The organism is Sphingobium sp. TA15, from assembly GCF_037101235.1.
Classification (GTDB): Bacteria; Pseudomonadota; Alphaproteobacteria; order Sphingomonadales; family Sphingomonadaceae; genus Sphingobium; species Sphingobium indicum.
The window spans coordinates 148,383-175,268 of record NZ_AP025355.1; the positions used below are offsets into that span (position 1 = coordinate 148,383).

General features: G+C 59.1%; 32 protein-coding genes. 22 read left to right on the plus strand and 10 right to left on the minus strand.

Annotated features, from left to right (window positions below):
- Positions 1-2: 2 nt before the first annotated feature.
- From Sj15T_RS00755 to Sj15T_RS00780, 6 genes are all read left to right on the plus strand, one after another.
- On the plus strand, positions 3-1,172 hold the full coding sequence (locus Sj15T_RS00755) for a glycosyltransferase (protein WP_013039448.1): 1,170 nt from the start codon (positions 3-5) through the stop codon (positions 1,170-1,172).
- 228 nt (positions 1,173-1,400) lie between these two features.
- Positions 1,401-1,901, plus strand: coding sequence for a hypothetical protein (locus tag Sj15T_RS00760; RefSeq protein WP_007687058.1), 501 nt, complete (start codon positions 1,401-1,403; stop codon positions 1,899-1,901).
- Positions 1,902-2,682: 781 nt separating this feature from the next.
- Entirely contained in the window at positions 2,683-3,051 is a 369-nt protein-coding gene (locus Sj15T_RS00765; RefSeq protein ID WP_193377926.1) for a thermonuclease family protein, read from the plus strand.
- 456 nt (positions 3,052-3,507) lie between these two features.
- Positions 3,508-4,353 carry an Abi family protein gene (locus Sj15T_RS00770; protein WP_253720709.1) on the plus strand — a complete coding sequence of 282 codons (846 nt, stop codon included), beginning with the start codon at positions 3,508-3,510 and terminating at the stop codon, positions 4,351-4,353.
- A gap of 32 nt (positions 4,354-4,385) precedes the next feature.
- Positions 4,386-4,685 (plus strand): HigA family addiction module antitoxin, encoded by a 300-nt coding sequence (locus Sj15T_RS00775; protein ID WP_013039454.1) that lies wholly within the window; start codon positions 4,386-4,388, stop codon positions 4,683-4,685.
- A gap of 4 nt (positions 4,686-4,689) precedes the next feature.
- Positions 4,690-5,166, plus strand: coding sequence for a hypothetical protein (locus Sj15T_RS00780; protein WP_013039455.1), 477 nt, complete (start codon positions 4,690-4,692; stop codon positions 5,164-5,166).
- A gap of 12 nt (positions 5,167-5,178) precedes the next feature.
- Here Sj15T_RS00780 and Sj15T_RS00785 read toward each other — a convergent pair.
- The 4 genes from Sj15T_RS00785 to Sj15T_RS00800 all read right to left on the minus strand — a co-directional run bounded on the left by Sj15T_RS00785 (position 5,179) and on the right by Sj15T_RS00800 (position 8,424).
- A protein-coding gene (locus tag Sj15T_RS00785) for an IS630 family transposase (protein ID WP_148225516.1) occupies positions 5,179-6,121 on the minus strand; the annotation gives its coding sequence in 2 pieces (ribosomal slippage) (positions 5,179-5,784 and positions 5,786-6,121; 942 coding nt in all).
- Between the two features lie 136 nt (positions 6,122-6,257).
- Complete coding sequence (locus Sj15T_RS00790) at positions 6,258-6,596, minus strand: hypothetical protein (protein WP_013039456.1); 339 nt, start codon at positions 6,594-6,596, stop codon at positions 6,258-6,260.
- A 3-nt stretch (positions 6,597-6,599) separates the two neighbouring features.
- A complete protein-coding gene (locus Sj15T_RS00795) occupies positions 6,600-7,772 on the minus strand; it encodes a site-specific integrase (RefSeq protein WP_013039457.1) in 1,173 nt (390 codons plus the stop codon).
- Positions 7,765-8,424: a hypothetical protein gene (locus Sj15T_RS00800; RefSeq protein ID WP_013039458.1), complete on the minus strand. Its 660-nt coding sequence runs from the start codon at positions 8,422-8,424 to the stop codon at positions 7,765-7,767. Before Sj15T_RS00800 ends, Sj15T_RS00795 begins: the two co-directional genes overlap by 8 nt.
- 105 nt (positions 8,425-8,529) lie before the next feature.
- Here Sj15T_RS00800 and Sj15T_RS00805 point away from each other — a divergent pair, with 105 nt between their 5' ends.
- The 13 genes from Sj15T_RS00805 to Sj15T_RS00865 all read left to right on the plus strand — a co-directional run bounded on the left by Sj15T_RS00805 (position 8,530) and on the right by Sj15T_RS00865 (position 16,693).
- Positions 8,530-8,721 carry a helix-turn-helix domain-containing protein gene (locus Sj15T_RS00805; protein WP_013039459.1) on the plus strand — a complete coding sequence of 64 codons (192 nt, stop codon included), beginning with the start codon at positions 8,530-8,532 and terminating at the stop codon, positions 8,719-8,721.
- Complete coding sequence (locus Sj15T_RS00810; RefSeq protein ID WP_013039460.1) at positions 8,714-8,920, plus strand: hypothetical protein; 207 nt, start codon at positions 8,714-8,716, stop codon at positions 8,918-8,920. The genes Sj15T_RS00805 and Sj15T_RS00810 overlap by 8 nt, the downstream gene beginning before the upstream one ends.
- A gap of 64 nt (positions 8,921-8,984) precedes the next feature.
- Complete coding sequence (locus Sj15T_RS00815) at positions 8,985-9,266, plus strand: hypothetical protein (RefSeq protein ID WP_148225536.1); 282 nt, start codon at positions 8,985-8,987, stop codon at positions 9,264-9,266.
- Positions 9,266-9,889, plus strand: a complete 624-nt coding sequence (locus Sj15T_RS00820) for a hypothetical protein (protein ID WP_148225537.1) — start codon at positions 9,266-9,268, stop codon at positions 9,887-9,889. Before Sj15T_RS00815 ends, Sj15T_RS00820 begins: the two co-directional genes overlap by 1 nt.
- Entirely contained in the window at positions 9,876-10,892 is a 1,017-nt protein-coding gene (locus tag Sj15T_RS00825; RefSeq protein WP_013039463.1) for a hypothetical protein, read from the plus strand. Before Sj15T_RS00820 ends, Sj15T_RS00825 begins: the two co-directional genes overlap by 14 nt.
- 471 nt (positions 10,893-11,363) lie before the next feature.
- Positions 11,364-12,065, plus strand: a complete 702-nt coding sequence (locus Sj15T_RS00830) for a hypothetical protein (RefSeq protein WP_013039465.1) — start codon at positions 11,364-11,366, stop codon at positions 12,063-12,065.
- A gap of 186 nt (positions 12,066-12,251) precedes the next feature.
- Positions 12,252-13,700, plus strand: a complete 1,449-nt coding sequence (locus Sj15T_RS00835) for a toprim domain-containing protein (RefSeq protein WP_013039466.1) — start codon at positions 12,252-12,254, stop codon at positions 13,698-13,700.
- 33 nt (positions 13,701-13,733) lie between these two features.
- Positions 13,734-14,060 (plus strand): hypothetical protein, encoded by a 327-nt coding sequence (locus Sj15T_RS00840; RefSeq protein ID WP_013039467.1) that lies wholly within the window; start codon positions 13,734-13,736, stop codon positions 14,058-14,060.
- Positions 14,053-14,673 carry a hypothetical protein gene (locus Sj15T_RS00845; protein WP_148225538.1) on the plus strand — a complete coding sequence of 207 codons (621 nt, stop codon included), beginning with the start codon at positions 14,053-14,055 and terminating at the stop codon, positions 14,671-14,673. The genes Sj15T_RS00840 and Sj15T_RS00845 overlap by 8 nt, the downstream gene beginning before the upstream one ends.
- 10 nt (positions 14,674-14,683) lie before the next feature.
- On the plus strand, positions 14,684-15,370 hold the full coding sequence (locus Sj15T_RS00850; protein ID WP_013039469.1) for a hypothetical protein: 687 nt from the start codon (positions 14,684-14,686) through the stop codon (positions 15,368-15,370).
- 148 nt (positions 15,371-15,518) lie between these two features.
- Entirely contained in the window at positions 15,519-15,797 is a 279-nt protein-coding gene (locus Sj15T_RS00855) for a hypothetical protein (protein ID WP_013039470.1), read from the plus strand.
- A 41-nt stretch (positions 15,798-15,838) separates the two neighbouring features.
- Positions 15,839-16,423, plus strand: a complete 585-nt coding sequence (locus Sj15T_RS00860; protein ID WP_049775035.1) for a hypothetical protein — start codon at positions 15,839-15,841, stop codon at positions 16,421-16,423.
- 42 nt (positions 16,424-16,465) lie between these two features.
- The gene (locus Sj15T_RS00865; protein ID WP_253720686.1) at positions 16,466-16,693 is read left to right on the plus strand and encodes a type II toxin-antitoxin system HicB family antitoxin; all 228 of its coding nucleotides are present in this window, start codon (positions 16,466-16,468) and stop codon (positions 16,691-16,693) included.
- Between the two features lie 226 nt (positions 16,694-16,919).
- Here the strand turns inward: Sj15T_RS00865 and Sj15T_RS00870 are convergent, their stop codons facing one another.
- The 3 genes from Sj15T_RS00870 to Sj15T_RS00880 form a co-directional block, all read right to left on the minus strand.
- Complete coding sequence (locus Sj15T_RS00870; protein WP_013039473.1) at positions 16,920-19,967, minus strand: phage tail length tape measure family protein; 3,048 nt, start codon at positions 19,965-19,967, stop codon at positions 16,920-16,922.
- Positions 19,968-19,969: 2 nt separating this feature from the next.
- A complete protein-coding gene (locus Sj15T_RS00875) occupies positions 19,970-20,707 on the minus strand; it encodes a hypothetical protein (RefSeq protein WP_013039474.1) in 738 nt (245 codons plus the stop codon).
- Between the two features lie 83 nt (positions 20,708-20,790).
- The gene (locus Sj15T_RS00880; protein WP_013039475.1) at positions 20,791-22,761 is read right to left on the minus strand and encodes an ATP-binding protein; all 1,971 of its coding nucleotides are present in this window, start codon (positions 22,759-22,761) and stop codon (positions 20,791-20,793) included.
- Positions 22,762-23,354: 593 nt separating this feature from the next.
- Between Sj15T_RS00880 and Sj15T_RS00885 the strand changes: the two genes are divergently transcribed.
- The 3 genes from Sj15T_RS00885 to Sj15T_RS00895 all read left to right on the plus strand — a co-directional run bounded on the left by Sj15T_RS00885 (position 23,355) and on the right by Sj15T_RS00895 (position 25,946).
- Positions 23,355-24,287: a hypothetical protein gene (locus tag Sj15T_RS00885; protein WP_148225539.1), complete on the plus strand. Its 933-nt coding sequence runs from the start codon at positions 23,355-23,357 to the stop codon at positions 24,285-24,287.
- Between the two features lie 101 nt (positions 24,288-24,388).
- Positions 24,389-25,570 carry a DUF6161 domain-containing protein gene (locus Sj15T_RS00890; protein ID WP_148225540.1) on the plus strand — a complete coding sequence of 394 codons (1,182 nt, stop codon included), beginning with the start codon at positions 24,389-24,391 and terminating at the stop codon, positions 25,568-25,570.
- 187 nt (positions 25,571-25,757) lie between these two features.
- The gene (locus Sj15T_RS00895; protein WP_338756178.1) at positions 25,758-25,946 is read left to right on the plus strand and encodes a hypothetical protein; all 189 of its coding nucleotides are present in this window, start codon (positions 25,758-25,760) and stop codon (positions 25,944-25,946) included.
- Between the two features lie 13 nt (positions 25,947-25,959).
- Here the strand turns inward: Sj15T_RS00895 and Sj15T_RS00900 are convergent, their stop codons facing one another.
- The 3 genes from Sj15T_RS00900 to Sj15T_RS00910 all read right to left on the minus strand — a co-directional run bounded on the left by Sj15T_RS00900 (position 25,960) and on the right by Sj15T_RS00910 (position 26,880).
- Entirely contained in the window at positions 25,960-26,151 is a 192-nt protein-coding gene (locus tag Sj15T_RS00900; RefSeq protein ID WP_013039479.1) for a type II toxin-antitoxin system HicA family toxin, read from the minus strand.
- A 2-nt stretch (positions 26,152-26,153) separates the two neighbouring features.
- A complete protein-coding gene (locus Sj15T_RS00905; RefSeq protein WP_013039480.1) occupies positions 26,154-26,417 on the minus strand; it encodes a DUF1902 domain-containing protein in 264 nt (87 codons plus the stop codon).
- Between the two features lie 226 nt (positions 26,418-26,643).
- The gene (locus Sj15T_RS00910) at positions 26,644-26,880 is read right to left on the minus strand and encodes a hypothetical protein (protein ID WP_013039481.1); all 237 of its coding nucleotides are present in this window, start codon (positions 26,878-26,880) and stop codon (positions 26,644-26,646) included.
- Positions 26,881-26,886 lie beyond the last annotated feature (6 nt).

Below are 26,886 nucleotides of genomic sequence, written 5' to 3' on the forward strand. Positions count from 1 at the left end.
CGATGATCGTCATTTACGTTCACGCCCTGACGGCGACCGGCGTGGTGCGCAATGCGCGGCTGCTGGCGGCGGCTTTGGCGGAGCGCGGCCATCGTGTGGAACTGGTCACGGCGGCGCCCGGCGGCGAGGGCGCGCCGGGCGTGCGGCACTTCCCGCTGCTCCAGCGGAGCCATGCGTCGAGCCTGATCGAAAAGCTGATCGCGATCCGCGCGCTGCGCCGCCATTTGCGGCGGCGCAGGCCCAGCCTGCTGATCTCCGCCGGCAATCATGGCCATTTCGTCGCCTGGGCGGCCAGCAGGGGCCTTGGCGGCCCGCGCCGGGTCTATCGCATCAGCAACGACATGGTGCGCGCCATTCCGGGCGCCCCGCATGGCGGGTCGGCAGGGTGGGAACGGCGGATCATGACCCACCTGATCGCCGCGGATGCCGACCGGATCGTGCTGGTGTCGCCGACCCTGGCCGCAGCCCCGGCCTTTGCGGCGGCGGCGCGCGAGGGGCGGGTGGCGGTCATCCCCAACGGCATAGACGCCGCCGCGGCGCGGGCAAGGGCGGAAGGCCCGGCGCCCCATGGCTGGATGACGGAGGGTGTTCCGGTCATCCTCGCCATCGGGCGGCTGGCCAGGCAAAAGAATTTCGAGACGCTGCTGCGCGCCTTCGCCACCCTGGGGCAGAGTCGGCGGGCGCGGCTCATCATCCTGGGCGAAAGCCGGGACCGCATGCGCGACAGGCTCATGGCGCTGGCCCGAAGGCTGGGCGTGGCGGACGATCTGGCGCTGCCCGGCGTGGTAGCCAATGTCTTCCCCTGGCTGGCGCATGCCGACGCCTTCATCCTGCCGAGCTGGTGGGAAGGATCGCCCAACGTGCTGCTGGAGGCGATGGCCGTGGGCGTTCCGGTGGTTGCCTCCCGCACGGCGGGCAATGCGGCCGATCTGCTGGATGGCGGGCGCTTCGGCCGGCTGGTCGATCCCGCCGATGCCGCAGCCATGGCGGATGCGCTGCTGGGCCAGATCGATCCGGCGCGCGCCGTCCTGCCCGGCGACAGGATCGATGCGTTCAGCCTGGACCGGGTGATGGCGGGCTGGATGAATATCGTCGAGCGGCGGGACGTGCCGGCATGCCCCGGAAAGGACCGAGTCGTCGCGGCGAGGCGCGGTCCCGCCCATCAAAACTGATCAACGACAACGGGTTGGCGCATATCCCGGCCTCATCCTTGCAGCCATGCGGCCGCACCCGGGAAACGGGCCTATCGTGAAATATCATGCATGCCGATGAGATTGCTGGTTTATATTCATTACCAGGAAAGCCAATTTTATAATATATAACTTCGCGCCGCTTTCGGCCGGTCAGATACCGCCGCAGCCGCGATCCACTCAATCATTATCCCGGCGGAGGAGGCCCTTATGCGTGCCAGATATTTGGTGCTTTGCTCATCCCTGCTGCTGTCGACAGGGGTGAGCGCCAGACAGCCCGGCGAACAACTGACCGTCATTGCGTCTGCGGACAAGGAAATGACCATCGAAAAATGGCAGGGACGGACCGCGAGCCGGCTGGCCGGCAGCATTCGCCGCGCCGCCGACCAGAATTTCGACCGCGATGCGACCGGCTATACCCGCGTCGAATTCCGCCTGGGCGAGGATGGGCGGCCCCAGGCCGTCGCGCTGGCCCGACCTTCATCCTCGCGCGCCGTCGACCGCATATCGCTGCGCGCGGTGAGCACGATGGGGCGGCTGACGCCCCTGCCGCCGCAGATCGCCGCCACTTCCCGCTTCGAGGCATGGATCATCGTCGCCAGCGATGCCAGGGAACGCGACGACATGCTGGGGCGGTTGCGCACCGACCACCGCGCCCGGATGATGGCGCAGGCCGGCGGCGACCGGCCCGTCCTGATTGCGTCGCGCTGAACGCCGTCCTTCCCCCCACGGACGACATGGCGCGACGCGGAGTCTGGAGGAGCGGCCTGCCGGCACGATGCGGCGCGGGCCACCGGCGCGCATCCGCCCATTCGCTCCTCCAGCTTCCGCCGCCTGTCAGCGGAATGGGCGGCGGAGCGGCGATAGGGCTGCGCCTTCGCCATCCGGACACGGTCATGCGTCTTGCGGGCCATCCCCACGCCCGAAATTCAGCGAACAGATAGGCGTTGACGCTTTCCCTATGCTCGACCTGCCGGTTCCCGCCTTTCCACGGCTCCCGTAGCGGTGCCGGCGTCATGGCGCCCAGGTCGACGGGCGTTTTCAGCCGGGTGCCCGTCAATGCCGGACATGGTCGCAACCTGAACCATGCCTGTCTCCTGCGACAAACGCCCCAGCGTGCACGCTGAATATGTCGGAAGCCATATATCGGCTGAACGGATATTTTAATATTCTGTATCAAAGCGATACATATTTGCTCCCTATGTCGAAATAGGGTGGAGCATCGATTGTGGATGCGTAAAGATACGCAACAGGGACAGGCTTCCGGTCGGAAACGGGGCTGGCCGGCAGCGGGGGTTCAGCGAAGGCCAGTTCCGATGCCGACGCCGGCCTTCCAGAACCATCGGAGGCATGAATTTGGCGCCAATCTCCCCGCGGGTTCCCGCAACGGCTCTGCGGATGATCGCGCCAATATGCTGCACAGGGCGACAAGGGTGGGAGAGGACATGATTGGCAGCTTGGGGGTCGCGCTTCCCGGCACGGGGTGCAGGGCATGATCGCCGCGATGTTCCTTGCTTCCGCCCTGACCGTGGTCGACGGCAGCATGCTGCGCGTGAATGGCGAGCCGATCCGGCTGCTCGGCATCGAGGCGCCTGACATTGCCGACCGCTGCCGCAAGAGGAAGGCCTGCACGCGGGATAGTTCCCGCCAGAGCAGGGAAAGCCTGAAGCGCGCCTTGCGCGACCCCATCACCATCGTTCCCGTGGCGCGCGACGCCTATGGCCGCACGGTCGCCATCGTCTATGCCGGGGGGCTCAACATGTCGTGCGAGCAACTTCGCAAGGGCATGGCCGTCTACAAGCCCGCCTGGGACTTGGGGCGCCGCCTGGCCAAGGAATGCCGTTTCGCGACAAAGCGCTGACCGGGCTGGCATCCTTTGTGGTCAATACCCGGCAGGTTTTGCCGCTCTCAATATTTTCGAAGAAAGTCTGGATGCCCGACAAGGATTCGAACCTTGATTGACGGAGTCAGAGTCCCCCAAAATTGTACGGTTTTATGCGGTTTTTAAGTCCCATGTTGCATCTGTGTTGCAAGGTGGGGCCGCTTCGCAGGTTGGCATAGGCAGACATGTCGCCTCGATGTTTGGCCTTTCGATTTCGACAAGGAGATATGTGATTACGATTTCCGTAGTTGATTTGTAGGAAATCGCTGCATATATCGGCCCTAACAAAGCCCGCCACGCCTCTCAACGATGCGCACCATGGCGGGCTACTTTGTTTTTGGGCCGGGTTCGCGCATAAGCCCTGCTATGCGTCCTTTCAACAAGCCCTCCAAATCTATCCCCGATCAAATCGCGCTCCTTCAGGAGCGAGGCTTGGTGATCAACGATGTCCCGCTTGCCCAGCACTCGCTTGGACACATCAGCTATTATCGCTTGAGGGCATATTGGCTCTATTTTGAGGCGGCGCCTGATTCTGGCGACCACACGTTCAAGCCAGAAACGACCTTCGAGGCTGTGCTGGCACTCTACGAATTTGATCGTCGGTTGCGCCTTGCCTTGATGGATGCGCTGGAGCGGATCGAGGTCGCGGCCAGAGGGGCATGGGCGCATCAAATGGCCATGGTTTATGGTCCGCACGGCTATTTGAATGCTGCCCTCTATCGGAGGACGGATCTCTTTCAAGCCAACCTAGACCAGCTACAGTCCGAATATGACAGGTCGCATGATGTGTTCGTGAACCACTACAAGCGGACGTACAATAACCCGCCATTGCCGCCGGTCTGGATGGCGGCCGAGTTTATCTCGTTTGGCCTCCTTTCCAAATTTTTCTCCGCTCTGGGTGGGCGCGCTGACCGAAAATCGATAGCGCGCAACGTCGGATTTGATGATCGGGTGTTCCAGGGTTTGATGCACCACCTGGCAACGGTTCGGAATGTCTGCGCGCATCATGGCCGGTTGTGGAACCGTTCGTTCACCGTCACCTTTCCGATTGCCCAGAATCCGGCGGCCTTGGCTCAAACGCTCGCGCCGGAAGCTGATCGGAAACTTTACAATACACTGACGACGCTCTTGCATTCGATGGCGATTGTTGCGCCTAATTCGAATTGGCCGAAGCAGATTGCAACGTTGGTCACCGAAAATCCGGTAGGCGATTTTGCAGCCATGGGTTTTCCCGAAGGTTGGCGGGAGCGTCCATTATGGGCACCACTGCTTTCGGCCTGAACGTTTCGCGATGATCGGAAGGGATGATTATCATGGCTTTGAGGATTTATCCCTCGTTTGCGATTCATGCCGGCGAGTGGCTCAAGACTGAAATTGTCCAGGCGCATGGCGTTTCAATCAACGATTTGACTGAGGCGTTCGGCGTCAGCCGGCAGTCGGTCAGCGCACTCCTCAACGGGCGGGCTGCTCTCACTGCGGATATGGCGATTCGCTTCGAACATGCCTTTGGCGTGAAGGCTGAGACCCTCATGCGGATGCAGGCCCGCTATGAGCTGGGCAAGGCACGCGAACATGAAGCCGATCTGGCGGTGCGCAGCCTGATTGCAGCCTGAAACTATGCTGGACGGCAATGTGGCGCCGCAGACGCGCGACTATTTTGCGGAAATGTATGTGGCCGGCGTCCTCGCTGATGCAGGATGGGACGTTTACTTTCCCCGCCGCGACCGCGGGTTCGACATGATCGTCAGCCGTCCAGCGGAAGGCACGACTATTGTCCGTCCGGTTCAGGTGAAGGGCAAATACGCCACCGATGGAAAGACCAACAAGGCGACTTATGGTTATATTGGCCGCCTTACGGCCTTCCACGACGACATGATATTGGCCATTCCCTATTTCACTTCGGATAACCTAGCCGCGCCAACGCTGATCGCTTGGATGCCCCGTAGTGCGATCAGTCCGCACACGAAGGGATGGAAGTGTGAACCTGCCAAGTTCATGGGAGGTGTTCCCAAGCCCCGTCCCGGCTTTGTGCATTTCTTCGGGACGCCAGGCCTGAGCGCCTTCGAGGCGCAAGTCGGAATTTCGTTGCTCTAGAGCGTGATCATCTTAGATTGAAGCGTATCCGGAGTTTCTGAGGTAGTTGGCGCATTCTGTTGGCGGGAAGTCATCCAGTAGAGAACCGATGCGCCTCCATGTTGCCTCGACCGAGCGCATTTCAGCTTTTCGGAGCAGGGTTTTGAGTTTGGCGAAGACCTGTTCGATAGGATTGAGGTCCGGGCTGTAAGGCGGCAGGAACAGCAGCTTGGCGCCGACGGCTCTGATGGCTTGCCGGACGGCCTGGCCTTTGTGGCTGCCCAGATTGTCCATGATGACGATGTCCCCTGCCGAGAGGGTCGGAACGAGGAACTGCTCGACATAGGCGGTAAAGAGCTGGCCGTTGATCGGGCCATCGAGCACGCAAGGCGCGTCGATCCGGTCATGACGAAGCGCGGCCAGGAAGGTGAGCGTGCGCCACTTTCCGAACGGCGCTTTGGCGTAGAGCCGTTCCCCACGGCGCGACCGGCCATGGGTGCGGGTCATGTTGGTTTTGGCCCAGGTCTCATCGATGAAGACAAGGCGACGAGGATCAAGCCGACCCTGATACTTCTTCCACTGCATTCGCCGCCGCGCGATCTGCGGTCGGTCCTGCTCGCTGGCGAACAGGCTTTTTTTTGAACGACAATCCCTCGCGTTCGAGGAACAGCCACAAGGCGCCGTAGCTCGCCTTCACCCCGCGCTCGACCAACTCGGCAAGCAAGCCGCGCAAGGTCAAGTCCGGCTCGGCCGCAACGCGCGCCAGCAGCCAGTCCCGCTCGGGCAGCAACACCGGTTTGCGATGTCCGCCCAGCTTGCCCGGAGCCACCCCGCCAGTCCGCCGATGACGCTGCGACCAGCGCACCGCACTGGCTACGCTCACCCCAAACTGCGCCGCTGCACCGCGCGCCGACAGGCCAGACGCCATCGCCGCCACAACGCGCTCTCTCAGATCAATCGAATAGGCTCGGCTCATCCTTGCTGTCCTCCAAACCAGCCAGCAGGTTGAATCAGAAAATCTCGCGCCCTTGAAGCCCAATTCGATTCATTCAAACAAGATCACGATCTAGCTGGCGGAGCGGCACCAGTCCAAGCACCCAACCAACGCGGCATCAGAGCAGTCGGTGTTTTTCCATTCTTCGCCCATCATCCATTAAGACGCATATGTAGGATCGCTCGGTAAATTCGTCCCGGATCGCTTCGGCGTGAGCAAGCGCATTCTCTCTGCACATTCTGAGCCCAACGGCATGGCCGATGGGCACATTGTCTTCTTCGTTGTCGTCAGCAACGTTCTTCCAATACCAGACTTCGTAATCCGCCTTGTTTTCAACATAGCCGCATGAATAGTTGGAAGCATATTTCTCGCATCCCATCATCCCGCAACCGCTCAACAGGAGTATGGCGACCGCGACGAAAATCGAATGCAGAGCGGGGGCGGGGGCTGATTGCATGCTTTACCCTATAAGTTCCTGCTCGATAGCTGCTGCAACGGCGCTGTCCTGATCCGCCTGATCGAACAGATGGCCGTATGTGTCGAACGTCACCTGAATGGAGCTGTGACCCATCCATTTCTGCACCCGTTTTGGATTGACCCGCTGTTCGATCCACAATGATGCGGCGGCATGCCGGAAATCGTGGAGCGTGTATCGCTGCGCCACCACCGGCTGCTGATCTTTGTCCAGCGCTAGCTTGCCATCCTTCATCATCGGATCGGCAATACCGGCCGCAAGCTGCACCGCGCCCATGATGTTCACGTTCATAAACATGTGGCTCATCACGCGCTTGGCCAGCGACGGGAACACCAGACCGTCGTCGGTTGGCGGGCAGGCCAGCTTCCATGCGGTGAGCGCTGCAATGGCAGATGCGGGGAGGGGGATGGTCCGATATCCCGCCTCCGATTTGGGCGGGCCGATGACGTTCTTCACATCGGCGCGCTGGTCGACCGTCACCGTTGCAGCCTTCAGGTCGATGCACCGCCAGGGCAAGCCGCGCAGTTCGGATGCACGCAGGCCGGCGAAGATGGCGATAAGGGCGAGGGGATAGGCCATCGGTTCGGCAGACGCTTTGGCGGCGGCAATGATGGCCTTCAGTTCGGCCTTGGTCGGAATAACCACCTTGGGCTTTTCGCGCTTCGCCCGACGCATCTTCACACCTGCGACCACGTTCTGAGCGACGTAGCCGCGGCCCTGCGCCTCGCTGACGATCGCGGTGAGGGAACGCAGGACGCGAGAGGCCATCGGGCGGGACAGCTTCTCCATCAGATCATCCCGCCAGCCTTCCGCCATCGGGCGCGTAATCTGGGACAGCTTCTTGTCGCCGCAGAGGGGCACGATATGCAGACGGACATGCTGGCCATAGGCGGCCAGCGTCGACGCTTCCAAATTCTCACGCTCGCCGCGCTTGATCCAAAGTTCGGCGGCCTTGGCAACGGTGATGGACTGCGAATCAGGCGTGTGGGTGCCCTGCTGGACCTGATAGGCTGCCGTGGTGAGCCAAGCTTCGGCGTCCTTTTTGCGGGTGAATTGCTTGCTTCGGCGCTTGCCGGCGGCATCCTTGTAATCAACCTGCCAGGCGGTCTTTTCTTCGCCGTTGGGGGCGGTCCAGTTTCGTTTGCGGACACTAGTCATGTGGCGTCCGGTCCTTGAACATCTCAGCTAGTTCTTCCTCTTCGCGCTCCTTTGCCCACCAAATTAGAGCGTTCGAGAAATCACCCAATGAAACGCCGTGATGCTTGTTTAGGTAATCAGAGATCCTAAATATTAGTGTGGTCGTGTTCACCAGAGAAAGACGAGAAACCCAAAACTCGTTGTTCAACTCTTTGATTTTACAGCCTCTGAATGTAGCCAAATTCATGTAAAACTGCCGCTCATCGCCACTAAGGCCGCTCTTTGTACTTTGCAGGCTGGCGAGCGCTGCAGGGTCAAACAAAATCACATGATAGTCCGGTACATCGATCTTCCCGAACTTGCCGCTGAGAAGATGGCCAGCGTAGCCCGCTGCGGTAGGCAGTGCGCCTCTGTAGTGGTTTAGGAGTGCCACGATCGCCTCTGGCGACATGCCCAGCTGAAGCATTTCGAATGCAACGGACAACGCAACAAGGCTGCCCGCGCCGTAAGCGGCAGGCTTGCCTCGGCCCGTATTTACGCCTGGAGGAAATTTCAGCCTTTGGAAATGCTGCAGACGTCCCCTCAGCGCGGTCTGCTTATCATCTGCCACTTCATGCAAATGACTCAGTAAGCGCAGCAAGCCGGCTTGGGTGAGCGGAAAGGAAAGCGACAAAGAGCCTCCAGAACAACATTGTTATGTTTTCCCTTGCAGGAACCACACCGCATGTCTATGCACCAAATGAACATAACAATGTGTTAATGTTTTTGGAGGTGTTAGATGGAGATTAGGGAAGATCTGGTAAAGGGTGCGAAAGGGGCGGCTGCGTATCTCGGTCCTGCCGTCACCGAGCGGGCAGTCTACAGGTTGGTCGAAACTCAGCGGCTCCCTGTGATCCGCATGGGGAAGACCATGTTCTTCCGCAAATCCGAACTTGACGCCGCCTTTCGCTCGGAGACTGCAAATGGCTGATGCATCCAGCCGACAGGTGGCCATGCCCTCACCAGTCGATCAGCTTCGCGTTGCGCTCGACGTCGTGCAGATCAGGAATGAGCTCATTTTCATTCGTGAAAACGACGCAAACGACACGGCTATCAAAATTGCGGCCGAGCAGATCAGCGTGAACGTGGAGCGGGCAATTGCCCTGGTCGATGAAATGGCGGGTGAATAGCCCGGAAGAGTGCTGACGAGGCGCGGGAACGCCCCGTCAGCTTGATCAAATGGAAGGAAGCCATATGAACAATGCCCTATTACCGGGTGCGACGGCCTGCGTCACGCCAAATCTCGCCCGCTTTCTTGCTCGCCTCGATCGGACAGCGCTTGAGGCGGTTGCCCAGGCAGCCATAGACCGTCTGGACGACATAGACGGCGATCCCGACTTTGAAGACGATGATCCCGCCGGCCAGTCCGATGAGGACGGGGTTAACACTGGAAGCGGCCTCTTCTCGCTGCACGGACGGGGATTTGACGGCCCAGGCTGCTCGATATCAGACACCGGAGAGCAGGAGTGGGCATAATGGAACACCACAACTGCGCATTTCCGCAGAACGTAACCACCCCACCGGGTGCAAGTGAGGCATGGATGGCTGCGACATGCCAATTCCAACGCGCCCGCACCGCCGAAACCTCATACGATCGTTCGACCTGGCGCCCTGCCTATAGAGCGGAGAGGCGAGGCGGATCCGATATTCCTGCGGCCGTCGATGCCGAGATGGAGCGGCTTACTGAAGCCCGTTGCGAAGCCGAGGAGGCTCTCATCGCTACCTCAGCGCCCGATCTGCAGGCTGCAGTGTGGAAGCTCCAATATGCCCGCCGGCGGTGGGCAGCCTTCGAGGAATGGCCAGATGACTGGTGGTCCAGCATTATGGCGGACCTTACGAGGCTGGCGGCGCTCCCAAGTATTGAATTCGATGCTGCTAGCTGGCTCACCCAATTTGAAGCGGTGGGCGGAGGGTTCATCGTGAAGCCGGAGGGTGTGGAGATTTGTTTCATGCTCCACGGCCACCCCCCGGCCGCCCAGCAGGAGGCCAAGCGGCTGTTCGACATAATCGACGCGGATGCGGTGAAGCGCGCCGCGGTCCGGGATGTGGTCGTAGCAAACGTGGCCAATGAGTCGGGAGGCGCACATGGCCGCGCCTGACTATCCTCATAACATCGCATGCTTCGCGCTGGATGCGATCACTGGCATTCTCCCCTTTAGTGAAACCGAATGCGCGCCAGCGTTGGACGCTATAGGGGTAGCTGATCCGGCCGATCGCGCCCGGCTTTCGGCCTTCCTGATCGGCTATGCCCTCGAATATCGGTTCGTCTCGCTCGGTGAGGTTTCCAGGCCTCGCGGCCGTGAGATCATCGACGCGCTTGGCAATGTCGCCAAGGCCGCCCAGCAGATTGATGATGCCTTGCTTGTCCTTCGTCGTGCACGACAGACGGCATTTGAAGGGGGAGGAGCTCGCGAAGACTATCGGCAGGCGCTCTTCCCAATGATGGTCGAGAGTGTTCAGGCTGCCTTCCGTCTTCCACGCACGGAATGGAAAGGCGGCTTCGAAGATCCTCTTACCGGGGGATTTGCGCAGATCGCGGATGCAGCAGCCGATCTCGCTGATCGCTTTACGGTTGAGGATGTACGAGCGCCGACGCGTCAGCAGCACCCAGGGCTGACACTCCTCATCCTTCGCCTTGCTGGGATGTACGAGGAATGGACAGGCCGACGGCCGACGGCAGCGCAGAACAGCGAGCAGCCTGAATACCGGACGCCGTTTGTGCGGTTCGTTCATGCCTTCGCGCCGCTAGCTGGGGTAGCGTCGGACTTGGCGCCGAAATCGATCCGCGCCGCTTTATCCTCCCGATTGCCTCAAAAATATGCGCAATCGGGCCGAATGACGGGGCTTCTGATCCGTGTCACCCATCGTCGGACAATGTTGGACAAACTGGGAGCCACGATCATGAAAGCTGATCGCATCGAACCACATGTCGTGCCGATTTCGACTGCCCGGCAGTTGCTCGGCGGCCTCTCGCGATCGACGATCTATGCGCACATGGGGACTGAAGGCGGGTTGGAAGGCGTCAAGATCGCCGGCCGCCGGATGATCACCATGCGCTCGATAAAGAGGATGACCGGCGGAGGCGATTATGGGCCTCGCTGAGCGGTACTTAATTCAAATTGTGCACGCGCCGTTCGCTGCTGGCTTCGATGTGAAGGTCACGCCTGCCCCGGCTGAAGAGAATCTGGACGCCACGTTTCCAGATCATCGCCGGGCCAGTCGCTGGGCTGATGGCCTTCGACGCACTCGCGGTTGGCGCATCATTGACCGCACCGGCTTGGCCGACCTCCACCGCGTACAGGCATAGGACACTCCGATGCTCGACACACAGAAAAAGGGCCGGAACGCGCCAACGCCCGGCCCCATACTCGACGCCTCAGCATGTAGTCGAACTGGCGCGCTTCCGCAACAGTGCAACATCCGTTCGCCGGTGGAAATGGCATGGCATCGCTATCGGGCGCTGGTTCTCCAGGCCGCGCAGGATCCGCAGTTATTGAAGGACACATGGCATCGCCGGTCAATGGCCCGTGCCCACTCGGCTTGGTCCCGGCTCTTTGTCGGAGGGACGGCATAATGGCGCGCATTCGTTCAGTGCATCCCGGCCTGTGGACGGATGAACGGTTCGCCTCCGTTACTCCTCTCGCCCGGCTCCTGTTCATCGGCATTTGGAACGAGTGTGATGACATGGGCTCGTTTGAATGGTCGCCACTCAAGCTGAAGATGCGGCTTCTCCCCGCAGACAATGCGGACGCGGGTGCGCTTTTGGATGAACTAGCGGGCGCTGGTTGCATCATGCGTTACCAAATCGATGGCCGTGAGCTTGGTGCAGTTCGGAACTTCGCGCTCTTTCAACGGCCCAAAAAGCCGAACTCACTATACCCTCAAACGCCCGAAGTTCGGAAATACTGCGCGCATAAGGATGAAGCAGTTCCGTCCGAGTTCCCCACCGGTGGAGAAATTCCTCCGCAGATGGAGGATGGAGGAGGTAATAGTAATTCCGTTTCTAACGAAACGGGCTCCGCCGTCGAAATCGATGATCCGGCAAAAATCATGTTCGACGCGGGCATCGCACTGATCACGTCGGCCGGAACACCCGAAAGGCAGGCCAGAAGCTGGCTCGGCAAGACGCGGCGGGATTACTCCGTTGAGGCGGTGATTGCAGCGATCAGCCAGGCGAAGCGGAACAGTGCGAGCGATCCGATCCCGTACATGGAACGAGCCTTGAAAAATCAGGCGGGACAGGAGGCCGGTGATGACATGCCGCTGTACGCATGACCGCCGCCGATCAACTGGCGGCGCTGGGCATTCGCCTATCGAGCTATTCGCCGGGGGAGCACACCAGCACCTGTCCGCAATGCTCGCCGCACCGGAAAAAGAAATCCGCGCGCTGCCTGTCGGTGCTGATCGATGCCCGAGGCTGGGCATGCTGCTGCCACCATTGCGGCTGGAAGGATGGATCTCGTGAAACTGACCAAACCTCACATGGACTGGCTCGACGCCAGGGGAATCGATCCCGCACTGGCGGCAAAGTTCGGTTTGGCATCCGTGGAGCGGGCCGGCAGGATGATACTGTCGGTCCCCTATCGGGAGGGTGGCCGAACGCTCAATCACAAGTACCGGGACCCGCTCGACAAGGCTCGGCAGGCCATGGACCAAGGCGCCCCGCTGACCCTGCTCAACATAGATTGCCTGTCGGACGAATCTCTGGCCGGCCAGCCCCTGATCATTGTGGAGGGCGAGTGGGACTTCCTCGCCACGCTGACGGCCGGCAAGCGCCGGGTGGTCTCAGTCCCCAACGGCGCCCCCAAGGAGGCGAGCGGCGATGACGAACTCCAGGAAGGAGCCCGCTACGCTTGGTTCTGGCGTCATTACGATGCCCTGTCCCGGATCAAGAGCGTGATCCTGGCAGTAGATAACGACGAACCGGGAAAGGCTCTGGCCGCCGACCTTTGCCGCCTCTTCGGGCCGGAGCGGTGCAGCTTCGTGGAGTATCCGGCCGGCTGCAAAGATCCGAACGACGTCGTCATACATTCTGGCCATCAGCGGCTGGTCGAAGTTCTTGATGCGGCCAAACCATATCCGGTCAAAGGGCTGTACGCGCTGGACGACTTTCCCGAGCAACCGTCCTACCAGGCTTGGCCAACAGGCGTGGGCGAGCTGGACGAACTGTTCCAGATCGTGCCGCGGACCTTCACTGTCGCCACCGGCTATGCGGGGCAGGGAAAGACCAGCTTCCTCATGTGGATACTGGCCAATCTAATCCGGCGCGGAATCCACGTTACAGCCGCCAGTTTCGAGACGGACATCAAGCCGATCTTTCACCGCAAGCTGCGGGCTGCCATCCTCGAAACAGGTGAATTTGCGCAGCACGAACCGAAGGAGCGTGACTGGGCGGACGGAATGATCCGTCGGTATCTCGCTATTATTTCGCACTCACCGATGGACGACGAAGACGCGCTCAGCGTGGAAGATGTGCTGGATCTTGGCCGGGCGTCGGTCATCCGCAACGGAACGCGATTGCTGCTGATCGACCCTTGGAATGAAATCGACCACAAGCGCCGCGGCGACGAAAGTGAAACCGATTATACCGGTCGGGCGATCCGGCTGATGAAACGCTTCGCCAAACAAAATGATGTCGCGGTGTGGGTGATTGCTCATCCTGCCAAGCCATCCCAGTTGCAAGGCAAGCCCCGGATGCCCGGCCTGTATGACATCAGCGGCTCAGCGAATTGGGCGAACAAGGCTGATTACGGGCTCTGCTTTCAGATCAAGAGCCGAGAATATTGGACCACCACTATAGCTGTGACGAAGGTTCGAATGGGCCTGCCGGGCAAGATGGGATCGGTCGTGATCCAGTTCGATCCGCGCCGATCCTCCTATTCATTCTACAGCGAAGAAGCCGCCGCATGACATCCAAAGCTTCAGTTGAAGGACCAAAACATCATGACCGACACAACAATCCTCTATGCCCGGCTGCTTAGCAGGGTGCGAAAATCAATCGCTGCTGTCGTCGATATAGACGGCGCGGAGGGGCAGGCTATCGAGGTAGCCTCCACTGCGCTGACCGACGCCTTGGCAGAGGTGTTGGTGAAGCTTCCTGCTGCGGCAGACGGTGACGGCGTGGGCATCATCAGCGTGGCGATGTCGAACCGGCTCATCCGCAAAATGGCCGCGGAGATGCATACGCGGGGTAAGCTGATCGATCTGTCTGCGGCCACGGCGTATGCGATGGCGGCTCGGCCGACCGGCGGGGAGGTGGCTCATGCCTAATTTGACCGCATCAGAGCAAGCTATGATCAAGCGCTCCGGCGGCTCCTCGCGCCTGATGGCACATCGATTGGCGACATATGACGCTGAGCAGGCCAAGATGGCGGGACCGGTATTTGAGGGAGCTTGGCGGACCCGGCACGGCGAAGCTGGGGCACCTAAGTTTGCGGCGGCGATAAATCCCGTTCCTGTGTTTACCGCAACCTCTGCACCGCCCAAGGAAGCCTATATTCCGCCGGTGATCCTCAAGGAAACAAAAGCGGATGCGGAGGCCCGCGCAGCGGCTGATCGGAAGCGGGTTGTCATTGCGAAAGCGGCGGCTGAGTTCGAGGTGCGCAGAAAGGCCGAAGAGGAGCGTATCCGTCGGGAATCTGCCGCCGATGCTGTATGGGAGCGTGCTTACGCCCCATCGCTTGAGCAGCTTGGATCCGGCCAAGCGAAAGATGACGTTTGGGCCAAGGCTTGGGCCAGTACGGATACAGGCCGGCGAGCGCTCACCCAAAGCTTAGCCGCGGCGAAGTGGGAGGTCGCCCACAAGCCGGCGGAACGCGACGAGGTCGACGTCTGGGCACGGGCCTATGCCGGCGCTGCGATCGCTCCCGCTCATCGATCCTGAGGAAAAAGCTATGATTGAGAACACCCTTGCAGCATTGAAAGCGATCGACATCACCGGCGCCATAAGGCGGGACGAAGACTACAAGGCAGAAAAGGCGCAGATCGAAGATGCCATCAGCGCGGGTCAGGCTCGCGCACAGGCAATTCGAGATGAGATCCGGGATGCTGAAAAGGCAGGCGGCGTCGACGGCGAAGCGGTAGCGGATGCGATGCTCCGTGGCGAGGTTATCGAAGCTGTATCAGTGGAAAAGCTCCAGAAGGAACTGGACACGATCAATGCTGGCTTGCGCACATTGAATCAGCGGATGACCTACATGGTACAAGACCGTCGTATGAAGAGCGACCCTATTGAGACCGAGATCAATGCCGCTATCGGCCCGCTGGTTGAGATGTTGCAGGAGGAGGCAGTGGCCTCTGTGAAGGCCTTGGCGCAAATCTACGCTGACGCAGAGGCTCTATCGAGGCTGGCGCCTAAATCACGGGCAGGCTCGCTCTCCGAAAGCCTCAATGATGTGCTCATCGCGGCCGGAAATGCTCACCTCCACAGTCAGCCCGAATATCCAGTCACGCGGGAATTGCATGCACTCGCTGAGACACCATGCATGCAGTATCTGAAGCGGCGGATTTCCAATGAGGCGCATCAGCTTCGCCACCGTCCCGATATGGACTTCGTGCGCTTAGTCGCTGGGCGAAAATAGCGGCTGCGATGGCGATATGACGGTTGACGCTTCGGTATGGCGGCATCCGTACAGAAGGTGAGTTTTTTATCCTTTTGCTCACCGCAACCTTAGGCCCGGCGCAGGCGCCATGACATAACCGCGCCGGGTCTCTTTTCGTGAGCGCGATATGGCTGAGATTTTTCTGCATCCTGCTGCCCGGATCAGGATTGAGGCGCGTCTGGCGGAGATCGACACGCTGCTGGCGATGCTGGACGGTGGGCTTCATCATCTGCTCGGCAATGCGGAGTACAGGGCGGCAACGATCGCCAATGCGCGTTCTGAGGGTATTAGCCTGCAGGAGATGCATCGGCGTGCCGTTGAAGATCTGCGCAGCAAATTGATGGACAAAGCCGAAGAGTTGCGGAAACAGTTCGGTCTATTCCAGCCGGTGCCGATAGCACCGTAAGGCGATTACTGGCTCAGATGAGGCGCGGTGTAGGGAGTGGCATGACCAAAATACTCGATCCTTATGAAGTGGCCAGGAAGTCTCCACTCCACTTCTGGAGCAAGGCTGACAATGCGCGATATGTCGCTTACTGCCTTTGGATCATGAAAGAGGGGGAACCCATCGATCCTGAGCCGATTGGAGGGGAGTTGGCTCAAACTCGAACTGCGCTTTTCGAGGGGTGGCTGCGCGAAAGCAGCCTTGCTCTCGAACTGATTGTCAAAGCGGCTTTTGCCCAGGGGGAGGCTGGTAAGATAGATGCCAAGCCCGTACCCAGCAGCCACAATGTTCCGCAGCTTTGGAAAATGGCGGGACTCCCGAACCTCTCCAAAGAGGAAGACGGGTGGCTCCATGTGGCCTATCAAGTGCTGCAGTGGTCGGGTCGGTATGCGGCGCCCATCAAGGGGAAAGATGACCTTTGCAGCGCAGTCGAAGAGCGGAGACCACGCGAGAACTTCGGTAGCATGACGGCTCTCAAGCCTATGCGTTCCCGCTGGGAAAGTTTTGACGCGCTTTATCAGATGGCGTGCGCCTCCTTCCTTGCAAGATACGACGATTTTCAGCGACGGAGCGGCGTTCCCGGCTGACTTGCCGTTGGGGATGGCCCGGAGCATGGCAAAGATGGCGGGATGGCTGTGAGCCCCCCGAAAGGCAAAGTGATGAAATATTTTTACGCCGTCGTTCACAAGGATGCTGACAGCGCTTTCGGCGTCAGCTTTCCCGATCTCCCCGGTTGCTTCTCGGCCGCCGACCGTCTGGAGGATGTGCTTCCCAATGCGGTTGAGGCGCTGGAGCTTTGGTTTGAGGACGCCGAGGAAAGAGAAACCCGCCGGTCGATCAGATTCGTGAGGGAGTGAAGGACGATCTGGCCCAGGGGGCTTTTCTGCTGGCTGTTCCCCGCATCACGTCTGCGAACTGGCGCGGGTGACCTGTCGCTAGATCGCGGCATGCTGGACGCCATCGACTAGGCTGCGGCGCTGCGGAAACTGATCCGCAGCGCTTTCATGGCATAGGCCGCTAAAAACGAAATCGAAGGGCGCCATTGAGACTCTGGCGTCATGCTGAGGCCAATGGCGCCCAATCTCAGAAGTTTTGTCGTGCCGGTGACGCGATACTGCCGGGGCTGGTGCTGCGAAAACTGGCGAGCAGCCTGCTAACCGCAACAAGATTTTCGGTCTGCACCTGCATCTGCGATAGCATCGCCTGATTGTTGGAATTGAGCGCTGACACAATTTGCTGCGTCTGGGCTTCCGTGGCCGAGACCACCGGCGCGGCGGCCGACTCGCTGGTGAAGATGCTGTCCCGCGCCGCGGAGATGGAAGCGACGTTGGATTCGGCGTCGATGCGCGTCTTCGTCAGCGCCGTCACCTGGTCCAGCAGCTTGAAATAATCCTCGCTGGATCCATAGACCTGCCTTTGCAGGTCGAGCAGCGTCCGGGCCGCATCGGAATAGTCGTCATAGGCGGAGGTGTCGCCGGCGGCCACGCGCTGGGCGAGCGGGTTATAATTGGCCTGAGCCTCCGCCAGGCGCTCGCGGAGCGACCGAGCGTCATTGCCGACGGTCAGTTCATCGAACAGGGACCTCAGCGATGCGGTGACCTTCTCCGCCGCATCCTTGACGGCAGCGGCGCGCTCCTTGCCATAAAGCTGCTCAAGCGCAGCGTACTCTTCGGTCGACGCGCCGGCTTCCTCGAAGATCTTCTTCAGCCGGGTGAACTCTTTGTCGAGCGTATCCAGCGCCGCGCCGACGGGGTCGGTATATTCCTTCAGCCGATGGAACACGCCTTCGAAGTCCAGCGCCTTCTGAAGCTGGCCTTCGATGTCGCTCGACCGCGTCAACAGCGCCTGGGTCGACGCCCGCAGGCCCAGCAGCGCGCCGTCCTTCACCGCATCGGAAATGGCGAACTTGATCGCGTCCTCGCCGCCTTCCTTGCCGAAGTCGGTGATGCCTTTAGCGCCCCAATTCTTCCCTCCGAGCTTGCCTGAATAGCCGGTGGTGGAGACGCGCCACTTGCCCTTATACTGGCCGATGCTGACATTATAGTCGCCAATGTCGGCGCCAAGCTGCTCCGCGATGGCGTCCAGCCCGCTCTGGATCGAAGTCCCCGCCAGGTTGGCGTTGGACCGATAAGCAGCCTTGTTCCCCGCCACGGTGACATCGCCGCTGCCCTGGCCGGTAACGACGGCGGTGCCCCATTTGGGCTTCGACAAGAGACCGCCCAGGGCGCCGCCTAGCAGGCCGCCAGCAATTGAGCCCAGTGGGCCAGCAAAGTCCCCGAAGGCTTCGCCAAAGGCATCTTTCAGGGGCTTGGTCAGGAACTTTTCGCCGATCTTGTTACCGAGCGCACCTCCGATGCTGCTGGTGAGCGCGTTATTCGCCCCGCCAAGGAGCAAGCCAGCGGCAGTCTGACCTGCGCCAGCGCCTTGCAGGATTTTCGTCATACCCTTCTTGAATTCGCCGTCGCCGCCGAAAATTTCGTCCAGCTTCTCGGTGACGTTCTTCCAGCCGTCCTCGCCCACCATCGGGGAGAAGGCGCGCAGGATATCGCCCGCCTTTCCGTTCACACCGTAGAAATTGCCGCCATCGAGAATGCCGCCCACTATGCCGGCGGCACCTCCCGCCAGCCCACCAAGGCGCTGCAAAGCGTCGAGCTGCCGCAGATAGCCGTCGAGAACCTGTTGAGCACCCTGCGCCCTGGCTTCTTCGAGAGACGCCAGATCTTTCGCCTGCTGGATTAGCTGATCGCCAACAGTGACTTGATCTTTGCCCCACGATAGCTGACGCTCAATAATATCCTGCGCCAGCTTGCCGACGTTACCCTGAGCCTGGAGTCGATCTTCGAACAGATCCTTTGCTATTTTTACCTGCGGGTCCGTTTTCGGCTTAGGCGAACGATCAATTTTCGGTTTCAATAACAGGCCGCGATCTCCGTTGGTGCCTGCACCATTGAGAAGCCGCTCCGCCGCTTCAAATGTCTTTACGTTCGCCAGCTCGACTCCCAGGCTGGCAATGGATTTGGCAGCAGAGGCGAATGCTTCGTCAGTCAATGCGCCAGCTTTGCGGAGGTTATTAAGGCGCTGAACCGCCGTTTTGCCATCTATCTCGCCAGTAAGGAAGGATCTTGAGATGGCACCCCGCGCACCTGCATCGACGCGCCTGACATCGAAGCCGCCACCAAAGCCACCCGACAATTCGGTGGTGGGCGCCTGGAGTGATTGGACTTCGCCGCGGAGGGCATTTGCGCGCGTTTGTGCCTGGATGGCCCCAACCTTCGACTGAGCTATTGCGAGGGCAATAAGCTCCTTCCGCTGTGTCGTGATTTTCCCGGTGGCCAGATCCATTGCATCACCCATGATGCCCTGCGCACTGCCGACAGCATCGGAGGAGAATTTGATCTTCTCCAGAGCGTCAGCAGTATCTTCCGATTTCGTAAGCAGCGAACCCAGCGCTGTCCCTGCGATGGCGAGAGCGGCCACCCACGGGCTTGATAGGAAGCGACCGACCGCTGCGGCTTTGCCACCCATCTGAGCCAGTGAGAATGCTGCTTGGCTGCCCTGCTGGGTAAGGATCATGAGCGGGTTGATACCCAACTGCATCTGGATAGCTACGTCCTGCATCTGCTGGGCCAGCATCATCTGGGCCTGCCGATGGGCGTTGCTGGATAGGGTGGCTATCATGTTGCCATCGGAAAGGGCGGTTAACGATATGCTGTTCTGCCGAGCAACCTGATTGATGCGTTCAACTGCAGCGACATGAAGGTTCGCCACGCGAGCAGCATTTTCTTCTTCATCCGCAAGCCGGCGCGCCGCCATGATAGAGGCCTGTGTCGCTAAGCTGTAGTCATTTTCGGCGGCCGCAGCCGCAGCCATGGAGGTGGCTATCTTCCTGGCGGCTTGAGCACGCATTTCCGCTGCCGCGGCGGCCGCGCGTAGATCGGAAGCGCCAAGATCGCTCTTTCCCCCGACCAAAGCGTCAGAGATTTCGCGTGTTATCTGGTCCATCGAGACCTGCGCCGCCTTCTGGGCTCGATTGACGGACGTTTGTATCGCCCGCTCGAAGGCGGGAAGCCCATCGGATGTTTCCTGATAGGTTGCACGGATGAAGGCGGGGAAGACGGCTCCAGAAGCCATGCTTATTTCTCCAATTCTCTAGCGAGGAGCGTGGGCAGTTCAGCCCGCACGTCATCAATGATCTGAAGGGGATCGACACGCGCCTGGCGCGACGTTGATCGGATGCCTGTGAAGGCGATGAAGTTCTCGCGGAGTTCGCGACCGGGACGGACGCCGCCTCGCTTGGGAAGGCGACGGGGGCGGGCCTTGCCACTGGTGGCGACTGTCACGGCGGGCACGATCAACAGGACCTCGCCGGAATGCTTGCCGGGAATCTGTACGAGCGGCCCGATGCGCTGTTCCAGGCCCGACGATTTCCAGTTGGACGGTTCAACGCGCCCCCCGCCTTTGACGCGGCGTTGCAATTCGGGAGAGGGTATCCAAAGCCAGCGTGCGTTCCGGGGGCGGATATTGGCGCCGCGGGTGTACGCCTCAATCGCGCCGACGGTTCTTTCGTTTCGACTTTTCAGATGCACGGCGCTGGACGCCGAGACCTCGCGAGCAGAGGATCGATGGAGGCGCCCGCCTTTCTCCAAGTCGGAAGATGCTTCCACTGCATTGCCGAGCCGCCCGAGGCCAGCGCGTGCCATAGCGCCCTGGATCCTGCCGACAGCAATTTTGCCCCCCTGATGGCTGGCTTTTAAGAGTGCACTTTCCGCCTTTTCGCGGATCTGGCGTTCCAGCTCTCGAAATTGGGCAGGTGACGGCCCGGTGACCGTAGGTTTGAACATGGCAATCGCTCCGCAGAAATGCGGCGCCATGACAAAGCTTCAATGGGCCATGCTTAAGCAAAGAGCAAGGAAAACCGGAGCAATATTGTCTCCGCCTCAGGCCAAACTAATGTCTAGTCTATACCCAAATGCTTGAAGAATGCGTGGTTGCGTGCCTTCGCTGAGGCAAGCACCTCTCGAAAGGAAGCGATCTCAATGAATGTTTTGTAATTCGAATCCCACCAGTAATAGGAAGAGCTGCCCGCACGCTGGCTGAACTGCCCGAGATCCCGCATGACTTGAAGTAGCGACTTCGTGACGTCGGCGACGATATAGCACGTAAATGGGGTGTCCTCCGATATCGCCCTTAGGGGACTCCCGTCGAACTTTATTGCTTCTCGCGACTCGCGAAGCTGCTGCACATAGCTGCGAACCTGGGAGATGGGGTTATCTGCCAGCGTGTAGTCATCACGCTTCGGCCGCTTGAATTCGACGATCGTTATTGGTTGGCTATGATCATCGGAGTTAAAGCCAAGGCCAAGGTCGAACAGAGTGATGTCTGGCCGATCCTTTGCGGACGCGTCGGCAGTGATCTGGCTTTTCATCTGCCGGTCAGAGTTGAAATATGTGTAGAAAGCCAATCGGTCATCGATCAGCCAAAGATTGTGATCCTCATATCCAAGTTCCTGGCTCGTGGAATTGAGAGGACATATGATACCGTGTACTATTTTCTCGTAATGAGAGGTCTCGTCTTCGATATCCTTGTACCGGAGGCCAGCTTCGAATATTTCTACAATAGACCTTCTTCGTGCAACATATTCCGCCAGTGAAGACATGGCGTCTTCCTTGAGTTTTTGCATAAACTCTTCTGTTTGCTGCGCAATGTCAGGAAGTTCCTTTTTATATGCCTCAGAATACACGCGCTTACGCTTCTTGTAATCTCTAAGCGATCCTCGAGAGAGCTCGACGAATATCTCTTCTTCACTCTGATTGGAGAGATGCAGACCTTCTGCAACTTCATCTGCGTGACGCGCCGCATAAAAGAAACGCGGATGCTCACGGCCGATTTCGACTATTCGGGCCGCTTGCTTCTGCCTGATTTCCTTGATTTCGGGTTCAAGGAAATCTTTTGCCCGCTGCTTGGCTGCATCGACGATCATCGCAATCTGTTCATCATCGAGTGAGAAAGCAGTTCGAGTGTCGTTTGCGTTATCATCGAGAAATTCTGATTCAACATAGCCCAGAAAGGCATATTTTGAGTCGATAGCTTTCATTCCCAGAACGCTGTCGAGCTCGTGGCGCGTCACAGCCCGCCCGTTTGCTCCAAGGTATAATGCGTTAACGCTTCTCTCGTCGTCCGATATGCTTTTGGGGAGGAGAAAACAGTGGACGGTGAAAGCCTCCGGAATTGAGTCAACCGTGAAAGTGAAATCGCTGTCTCTCTCAACCTTCTCGCTGAAGATGTCGAAGAGGTCGATCGCGTCTCCCTCAGGATCGGTCTCATCGACAATGACAATTTCTGGATGTGAGATGTTGGTGAAATAGCTCACAAAGTGGGCGATGAGCCTGTTGGCAAATGTGTCCGCCTTCTTGGGGAGGCGTGAGGCGAACTCACTTTTGAAGGGGTTGATTGTTATCGACGTTCCGAGTTCCCGCCCAGACATGCTCTCTGCATAGTCGGCAACTGGATCGGTCACGGTGAACCTGAATGTGCAAGTTCGAACGCTTTCATCGGGCCCAACGAAGCAGCTTCTGATCGCTGCCTCATCGGAGACCTTGAGCCAGAGCAGGCGACCCACGCCTTTTCCGCCCAGCTTCGCCTTTTTACGGCTATCGAATTTCCGGAGCGAGGTAAGATTGTCGCTGTTAAAGCCGATACCATTGTCGGCAACGGTAAAGCCGGAGTACTCGCCCTCCTTATCCCCGTGCAGCACGATGTTTATGCGACCTGATGTCAGACCATCGGGACCGAAGCGTTCCTCAATGGCGTGAATTGAGTTCATGACCGCTTCGAACAGTGGGTAGATGGCATTCTTCACATTTGGCGCGAGCGAGATATTCTCGATTCGCCCAGTATTGTCGCTGAGCCACCCACCTTCGAACATGCCAGATTTCCCCCAGTGATCTACCGCAGCCTGCTTTATGCGGCGAATGGCCAGAGGGCAACGTGCCCAGGCCGCGCCTTCTAAAAACCTACGACGATGGGCTTAAAATTCAGCCCATGAAGCCGATCAATGCGGACGGCGGTGGCTCCCGCCTGCTTGAAACCGTCAGCAATTTGTGCCCTTGAAGGAAAATAGAAGAGAGAGCCCGGCGGGCTATTATTACTATAACAGTTTCGAGTTCGAGGCCGCACTCGTAGGGAATTCAGATCCACTCGTCCCCATGGCTAGGGGTGAGGGGCGGAGCCAGAGCCCGCAGCTTATCGCAACGATTCATGAGCCGCTGGGTCCCTCTCGTAGGCGCAGCGCATTTCGCCTTTAGCATCTTCATAGGAAACCGGCTTGAAATTAAGCCCGTTAAGATATCGTACCTCAGTCACCGAGGGCCCGCCTGCGGCTGACTTCCTTGTGCTGCTTCCCGAGGTATGGCCATCATGGCCACACCATTAAGACGCGCATAAGGCGCCGGGGAGGGAACAAACTCTTAGGCTTCCCCGGCTATGTTCAGCCCTCGAACACGAGGGCCCCAAGCGACAATGACAATTGAGTACGACGAGCAGCGTCTAAATCACTTCCTCTCATTACTCGCGAAACGGAAGCCGCACGAGGCAAAAGGTTGGGTCGGCGCTGTGCCGTCAGCATGGGCTGCGAAGGCTATTGGCGGCGGACTGGAGCGCTGGACAGAGGCCATGTGCCGTGACTGCCTGCGATCTGCATTAGAGGTGGAGACATCACCTCTGGCTCGCGCCATGCTCGTGCTGTCCTGGGGAGGAATGCGCACCCGCAATGCGAAGCTGCTGCTCAATGACCCGTCGAGCCCATGGCTCACCTTGATCGACAGCATGTGGAACGGAGACTTAGACGCAACTGCCGCCTATGCCGAGTTCAGCAACCTTCGCAGGACATCTGTCGGCACACCCAAGGGACTGCCAGGAATGGGCCCCGCCTACTACACCAAGCTGATCTTCTTTCTCTCTCGAGGCAAACGGACTGGCTACATCATGGACCAGTGGACAGCATGCTCGGTTAACTTACTGTGCGGCAAGGATGTGGTGCTGACGGACGTCCATAAGAGTTGGAATCGCAGTGGGCGACTGGTCGAGGGCTACACCGTCAGCGACCAGAACAGCGCTGATAACTACCGCGCCTTCAATGCTGTCATCGAGGAACTTGTCACGCGCTCGGATGCGGCGGACGGGGAAGAGATCGAGCTTGCCCTGTTTGATCAAGGGCGTGGCCACGGCAAATGGCGCAACTACGTGGTGCAGCATCGGCAAGCACCCTACGACGGCAGGCTGCGAAAGGTCATTGAAGATGTCGACGCAGACGGCGGCGAGGAGTCAAAGGAGCATCGTCAGCCATCCTGCCGCTGCCGAACTGGTTTGTCGAACCCAGGCTGGCGGGCTGAAAAATCGCGGGTCCTACCTAGCCGATCCCTGAACCTAAAGCGGTGGGGAACCGCATCTTAGGCCGCTGTGCGGCATAGAAGCGGTTCAGATTGTTTGAACTTCGACTTCCAATGATAGATGATGCGCATCCAGAGTGGCGCCAGAAGGGGTGGGGCAAAACAATGACGGAAGTCTGGACGCGCTTTGCATTCGATGATCAAGGACACGAACGAAAGTTCAAAAACTTTGACACATTCGATCAATGGATCGTCCAAGAAAGTTTGAAATGGAATTGGCTGCGCTCGGCCGGCGGTCCTTATGGCAATGTCGGAGAGCAGATGGCGTCTGCCTTCGGCACGCTCCGGCAGCAGGCAGCGAATACGCGCGCGAACGGCGGGACGCTAACCGATATGATCCCGACGGTGGAAAGCCACTACAGTGACAGAGGTTGGCTGCGGCATTCGGAAGGGATTCTGGCTAACAAGATCAACCAAGTTCGTGAACGGTACGGGGACAGCGCTGCTGCGTTTGTGTTCGGGTTTCACAAAGGCCAAGTCGGATTGAATAGCGCGTCCGACCCCGCGCATATTGCTGCTATAGTGACCTTTTCAATGCCAGACATTGCGGCGCCTAGCGAGATTGCGGCGAGGCTCCAGCGGGAGCGTGCCAACTACCGTGCCGCCATCAGCGCATCTCTTGAAAGGCTTGATGAGGCAGATTCTGTCACTTCTGATCGCACGCGGAAACGAACGCTTCGAGCAATCAAATTCTTCACGAAGGAATTGAGGCGATCAAGAGCGATCAACGATACGCTCCACCGGGCCCTTTCCAGCGCAATGAACGATGCGATAGCGAGCATCCGCGGAGTGGAAGAAGGTTATCGCACCGCGATGGGATTGCAGGCGCCGGTCGAATATTGGCGCACGAAAGCTGCCGGGCATCAGATCGCGGAGCGCGTCGCTTTCAACCGCCTGCTTTGGTTTTTCCCGATCGCCTTCCTCGTCTTCGCTATATCATTTGCCGGCGCAGCCGCGCTCCTGCTTCAGAGCGATAGCGTTCATCAAACAGTCTACATCATCGTAGCAGCTGGGCTGGCGGCTCTAGCTGCGTTGATTTTCTGGATTGGTCGCCTGTTGACAAAGCTCTATTTGAGCCAGCAGCATCTTAGGCATGATGCCGAAGAGAGGGCGGTCATGACTACCACCTACCTCGCATTAACGCATGAAAGCGCCGCAACCGAAGAAGACAAAAAGATTATTCTGGCTGCGCTGTTCCGTCCCACGGTCGATGGCCTTGTGAAGGATGAGGGGCCAAGCGATCTGACGCTTGCAGGGATGCTTTCCAAGGTCGGAGTCGGGCGCTGACCAATCTTATCTAAATTATCCAAGCCGACATTGGGTGAACAGGTAATGCGATTCAGGCTGTGAACCCGCCGGCTCGTCTCGAGGCTCAAGACAGGAGGTCCGATGCCTAAGCTAGAGAAAGGCACATATGGTTGGCCTGCTATGATGGCTAACCACGGCCGCCGCCTATCTGGACCTGCCTGTCACCGTGTTTGAGCCGGAGATTGCGGTAGGCAATATGCCTGACCCCATTCAGTTCGGCGGAAAGAAGGCAAGGAGCAAGAAACAAATCGATGAGGCCATCGATCGCTTGGTGGGCAATATCAAACCCGGCAGCGATTGGCGGCGCCATTCAAAGCTTTACGAAGGCGTATACAGCCCTTCCGGAGATGATTGAGAGGAAGGGGTAGTCAGAATGCCTTGGGCAGGCCAGCCTGCTTCAAAACACCGTTCGCCGTGTGCCGCGACTTGATGTTCCCATCGACGGTGACCTTGCAGCCGTCCGGACATTGCCAAATCTCGTGATCACCCTTGCCGTGTCTGAAAAAGGAACAGCCAGCCTCAGTGAGCAGCCGCTTTAGCTCAGGCGTATATCCCGGCACGGTTAAGCATGCGCCAGTTCCAGCGGACTGTCGAAGACCGGGCGAAGCGAGACAGCCGGATGCTTGTCGCTCTCAGTACCCTCATGTCGGGACAGAATTTCCGCTAGATTCAATTCGATCATTTCGGGTGCGCTCACCGCAAGGCGCTCAATCAAGGCTTGCGGGCTATCGGCTTCCAGAAAAAGACCCGGGATGTCCGACGAAGCCACGTACCAAACCGCCGCTTCCTCATCGAAGGCGAGATGTATGGCAAGTTCGATCTTCATCGGTGACTGAAATCCCATCCAGCGGACCCCCCGTTGCATGGTTCCAAATATTGATTTCCAACCCGTTAAGGAGCTTGTGCGTTTACGCATTATATGGCGACCGCAACAGCGGATTCAAGAAATGCCATGCTCACCCCTTCCATAGCGACTCTTAAATGCCATGAGTGCGGCGACATTGCAAATTTGCTCATTTATAGCAACTGAACCGTCCCGCCGGATTGGCTGCCTATTTCTGCCGCGCACTGTTTCGCTTGGCCTTCCACGCGGCATACTCGTCTTCGGACGTCAGTTCAGGAGGGGGCGCGCCGATTGAGGTCAAATCGAACTGCTCCGCAATGATCTGATCGAGCTGGGCGCGCGCCCAGAACGTGTTGCCCCCTTCCTTGCGGCCGATGCTGGCGAACCGGACAAGGAAGGTCGACTGCGATACGCACATGTAGGCGGCGGCAACCGGCGCCGTCATGCGCCC

Excerpts from the sequence above, each read along its gene's own strand:
- Sj15T_RS00850 (WP_013039469.1), top strand. The coding sequence starts at position 14,684 with ATGATTGAGAACACCCTTGCAGCATTGAAAGCGATCGACATCACCGGC.
- Sj15T_RS00795 (WP_013039457.1), bottom strand. The coding sequence starts at position 7,772 with ATGACTAGTGTCCGCAAACGAAACTGGACCGCCCCCAACGGCGAAGAA.
- Sj15T_RS00860 (WP_049775035.1), top strand. The coding sequence starts at position 15,839 with ATGACCAAAATACTCGATCCTTATGAAGTGGCCAGGAAGTCTCCACTC.
- Sj15T_RS00870 (WP_013039473.1), bottom strand. The coding sequence starts at position 19,967 with ATGGCTTCTGGAGCCGTCTTCCCCGCCTTCATCCGTGCAACCTATCAG.
- Sj15T_RS00815 (WP_148225536.1), top strand. The coding sequence starts at position 8,985 with ATGAACAATGCCCTATTACCGGGTGCGACGGCCTGCGTCACGCCAAAT.
- Sj15T_RS00880 (WP_013039475.1), bottom strand. The coding sequence starts at position 22,761 with ATGTTCGAAGGTGGGTGGCTCAGCGACAATACTGGGCGAATCGAGAAT.
- Sj15T_RS00905 (WP_013039480.1), bottom strand. The coding sequence starts at position 26,417 with ATGAAGATCGAACTTGCCATACATCTCGCCTTCGATGAGGAAGCGGCG.
- Sj15T_RS00910 (WP_013039481.1), bottom strand. The coding sequence starts at position 26,880 with ATGACGGCGCCGGTTGCCGCCGCCTACATGTGCGTATCGCAGTCGACC.
- Sj15T_RS00755 (WP_013039448.1), top strand. The coding sequence starts at position 3 with ATGATCGTCATTTACGTTCACGCCCTGACGGCGACCGGCGTGGTGCGC.
- Sj15T_RS00820 (WP_148225537.1), top strand. The coding sequence starts at position 9,266 with ATGGAACACCACAACTGCGCATTTCCGCAGAACGTAACCACCCCACCG.
- Sj15T_RS00825 (WP_013039463.1), top strand. The coding sequence starts at position 9,876 with ATGGCCGCGCCTGACTATCCTCATAACATCGCATGCTTCGCGCTGGAT.
- Sj15T_RS00845 (WP_148225538.1), top strand. The coding sequence starts at position 14,053 with ATGCCTAATTTGACCGCATCAGAGCAAGCTATGATCAAGCGCTCCGGC.
- Sj15T_RS00875 (WP_013039474.1), bottom strand. The coding sequence starts at position 20,707 with ATGGCGCCGCATTTCTGCGGAGCGATTGCCATGTTCAAACCTACGGTC.
- Sj15T_RS00790 (WP_013039456.1), bottom strand. The coding sequence starts at position 6,596 with ATGCAATCAGCCCCCGCCCCCGCTCTGCATTCGATTTTCGTCGCGGTC.
- Sj15T_RS00890 (WP_148225540.1), top strand. The coding sequence starts at position 24,389 with ATGACGGAAGTCTGGACGCGCTTTGCATTCGATGATCAAGGACACGAA.
- Sj15T_RS00765 (WP_193377926.1), top strand. The coding sequence starts at position 2,683 with ATGATCGCCGCGATGTTCCTTGCTTCCGCCCTGACCGTGGTCGACGGC.
- Sj15T_RS00760 (WP_007687058.1), top strand. The coding sequence starts at position 1,401 with ATGCGTGCCAGATATTTGGTGCTTTGCTCATCCCTGCTGCTGTCGACA.
- Sj15T_RS00805 (WP_013039459.1), top strand. The coding sequence starts at position 8,530 with ATGGAGATTAGGGAAGATCTGGTAAAGGGTGCGAAAGGGGCGGCTGCG.
- Sj15T_RS00810 (WP_013039460.1), top strand. The coding sequence starts at position 8,714 with ATGGCTGATGCATCCAGCCGACAGGTGGCCATGCCCTCACCAGTCGAT.
- Sj15T_RS00775 (WP_013039454.1), top strand. The coding sequence starts at position 4,386 with ATGGCTTTGAGGATTTATCCCTCGTTTGCGATTCATGCCGGCGAGTGG.
- Sj15T_RS00830 (WP_013039465.1), top strand. The coding sequence starts at position 11,364 with ATGGCGCGCATTCGTTCAGTGCATCCCGGCCTGTGGACGGATGAACGG.
- Sj15T_RS00865 (WP_253720686.1), top strand. The coding sequence starts at position 16,466 with ATGGCTGTGAGCCCCCCGAAAGGCAAAGTGATGAAATATTTTTACGCC.
- Sj15T_RS00855 (WP_013039470.1), top strand. The coding sequence starts at position 15,519 with ATGGCTGAGATTTTTCTGCATCCTGCTGCCCGGATCAGGATTGAGGCG.
- Sj15T_RS00780 (WP_013039455.1), top strand. The coding sequence starts at position 4,690 with ATGCTGGACGGCAATGTGGCGCCGCAGACGCGCGACTATTTTGCGGAA.
- Sj15T_RS00840 (WP_013039467.1), top strand. The coding sequence starts at position 13,734 with ATGACCGACACAACAATCCTCTATGCCCGGCTGCTTAGCAGGGTGCGA.
- Sj15T_RS00885 (WP_148225539.1), top strand. The coding sequence starts at position 23,355 with ATGACAATTGAGTACGACGAGCAGCGTCTAAATCACTTCCTCTCATTA.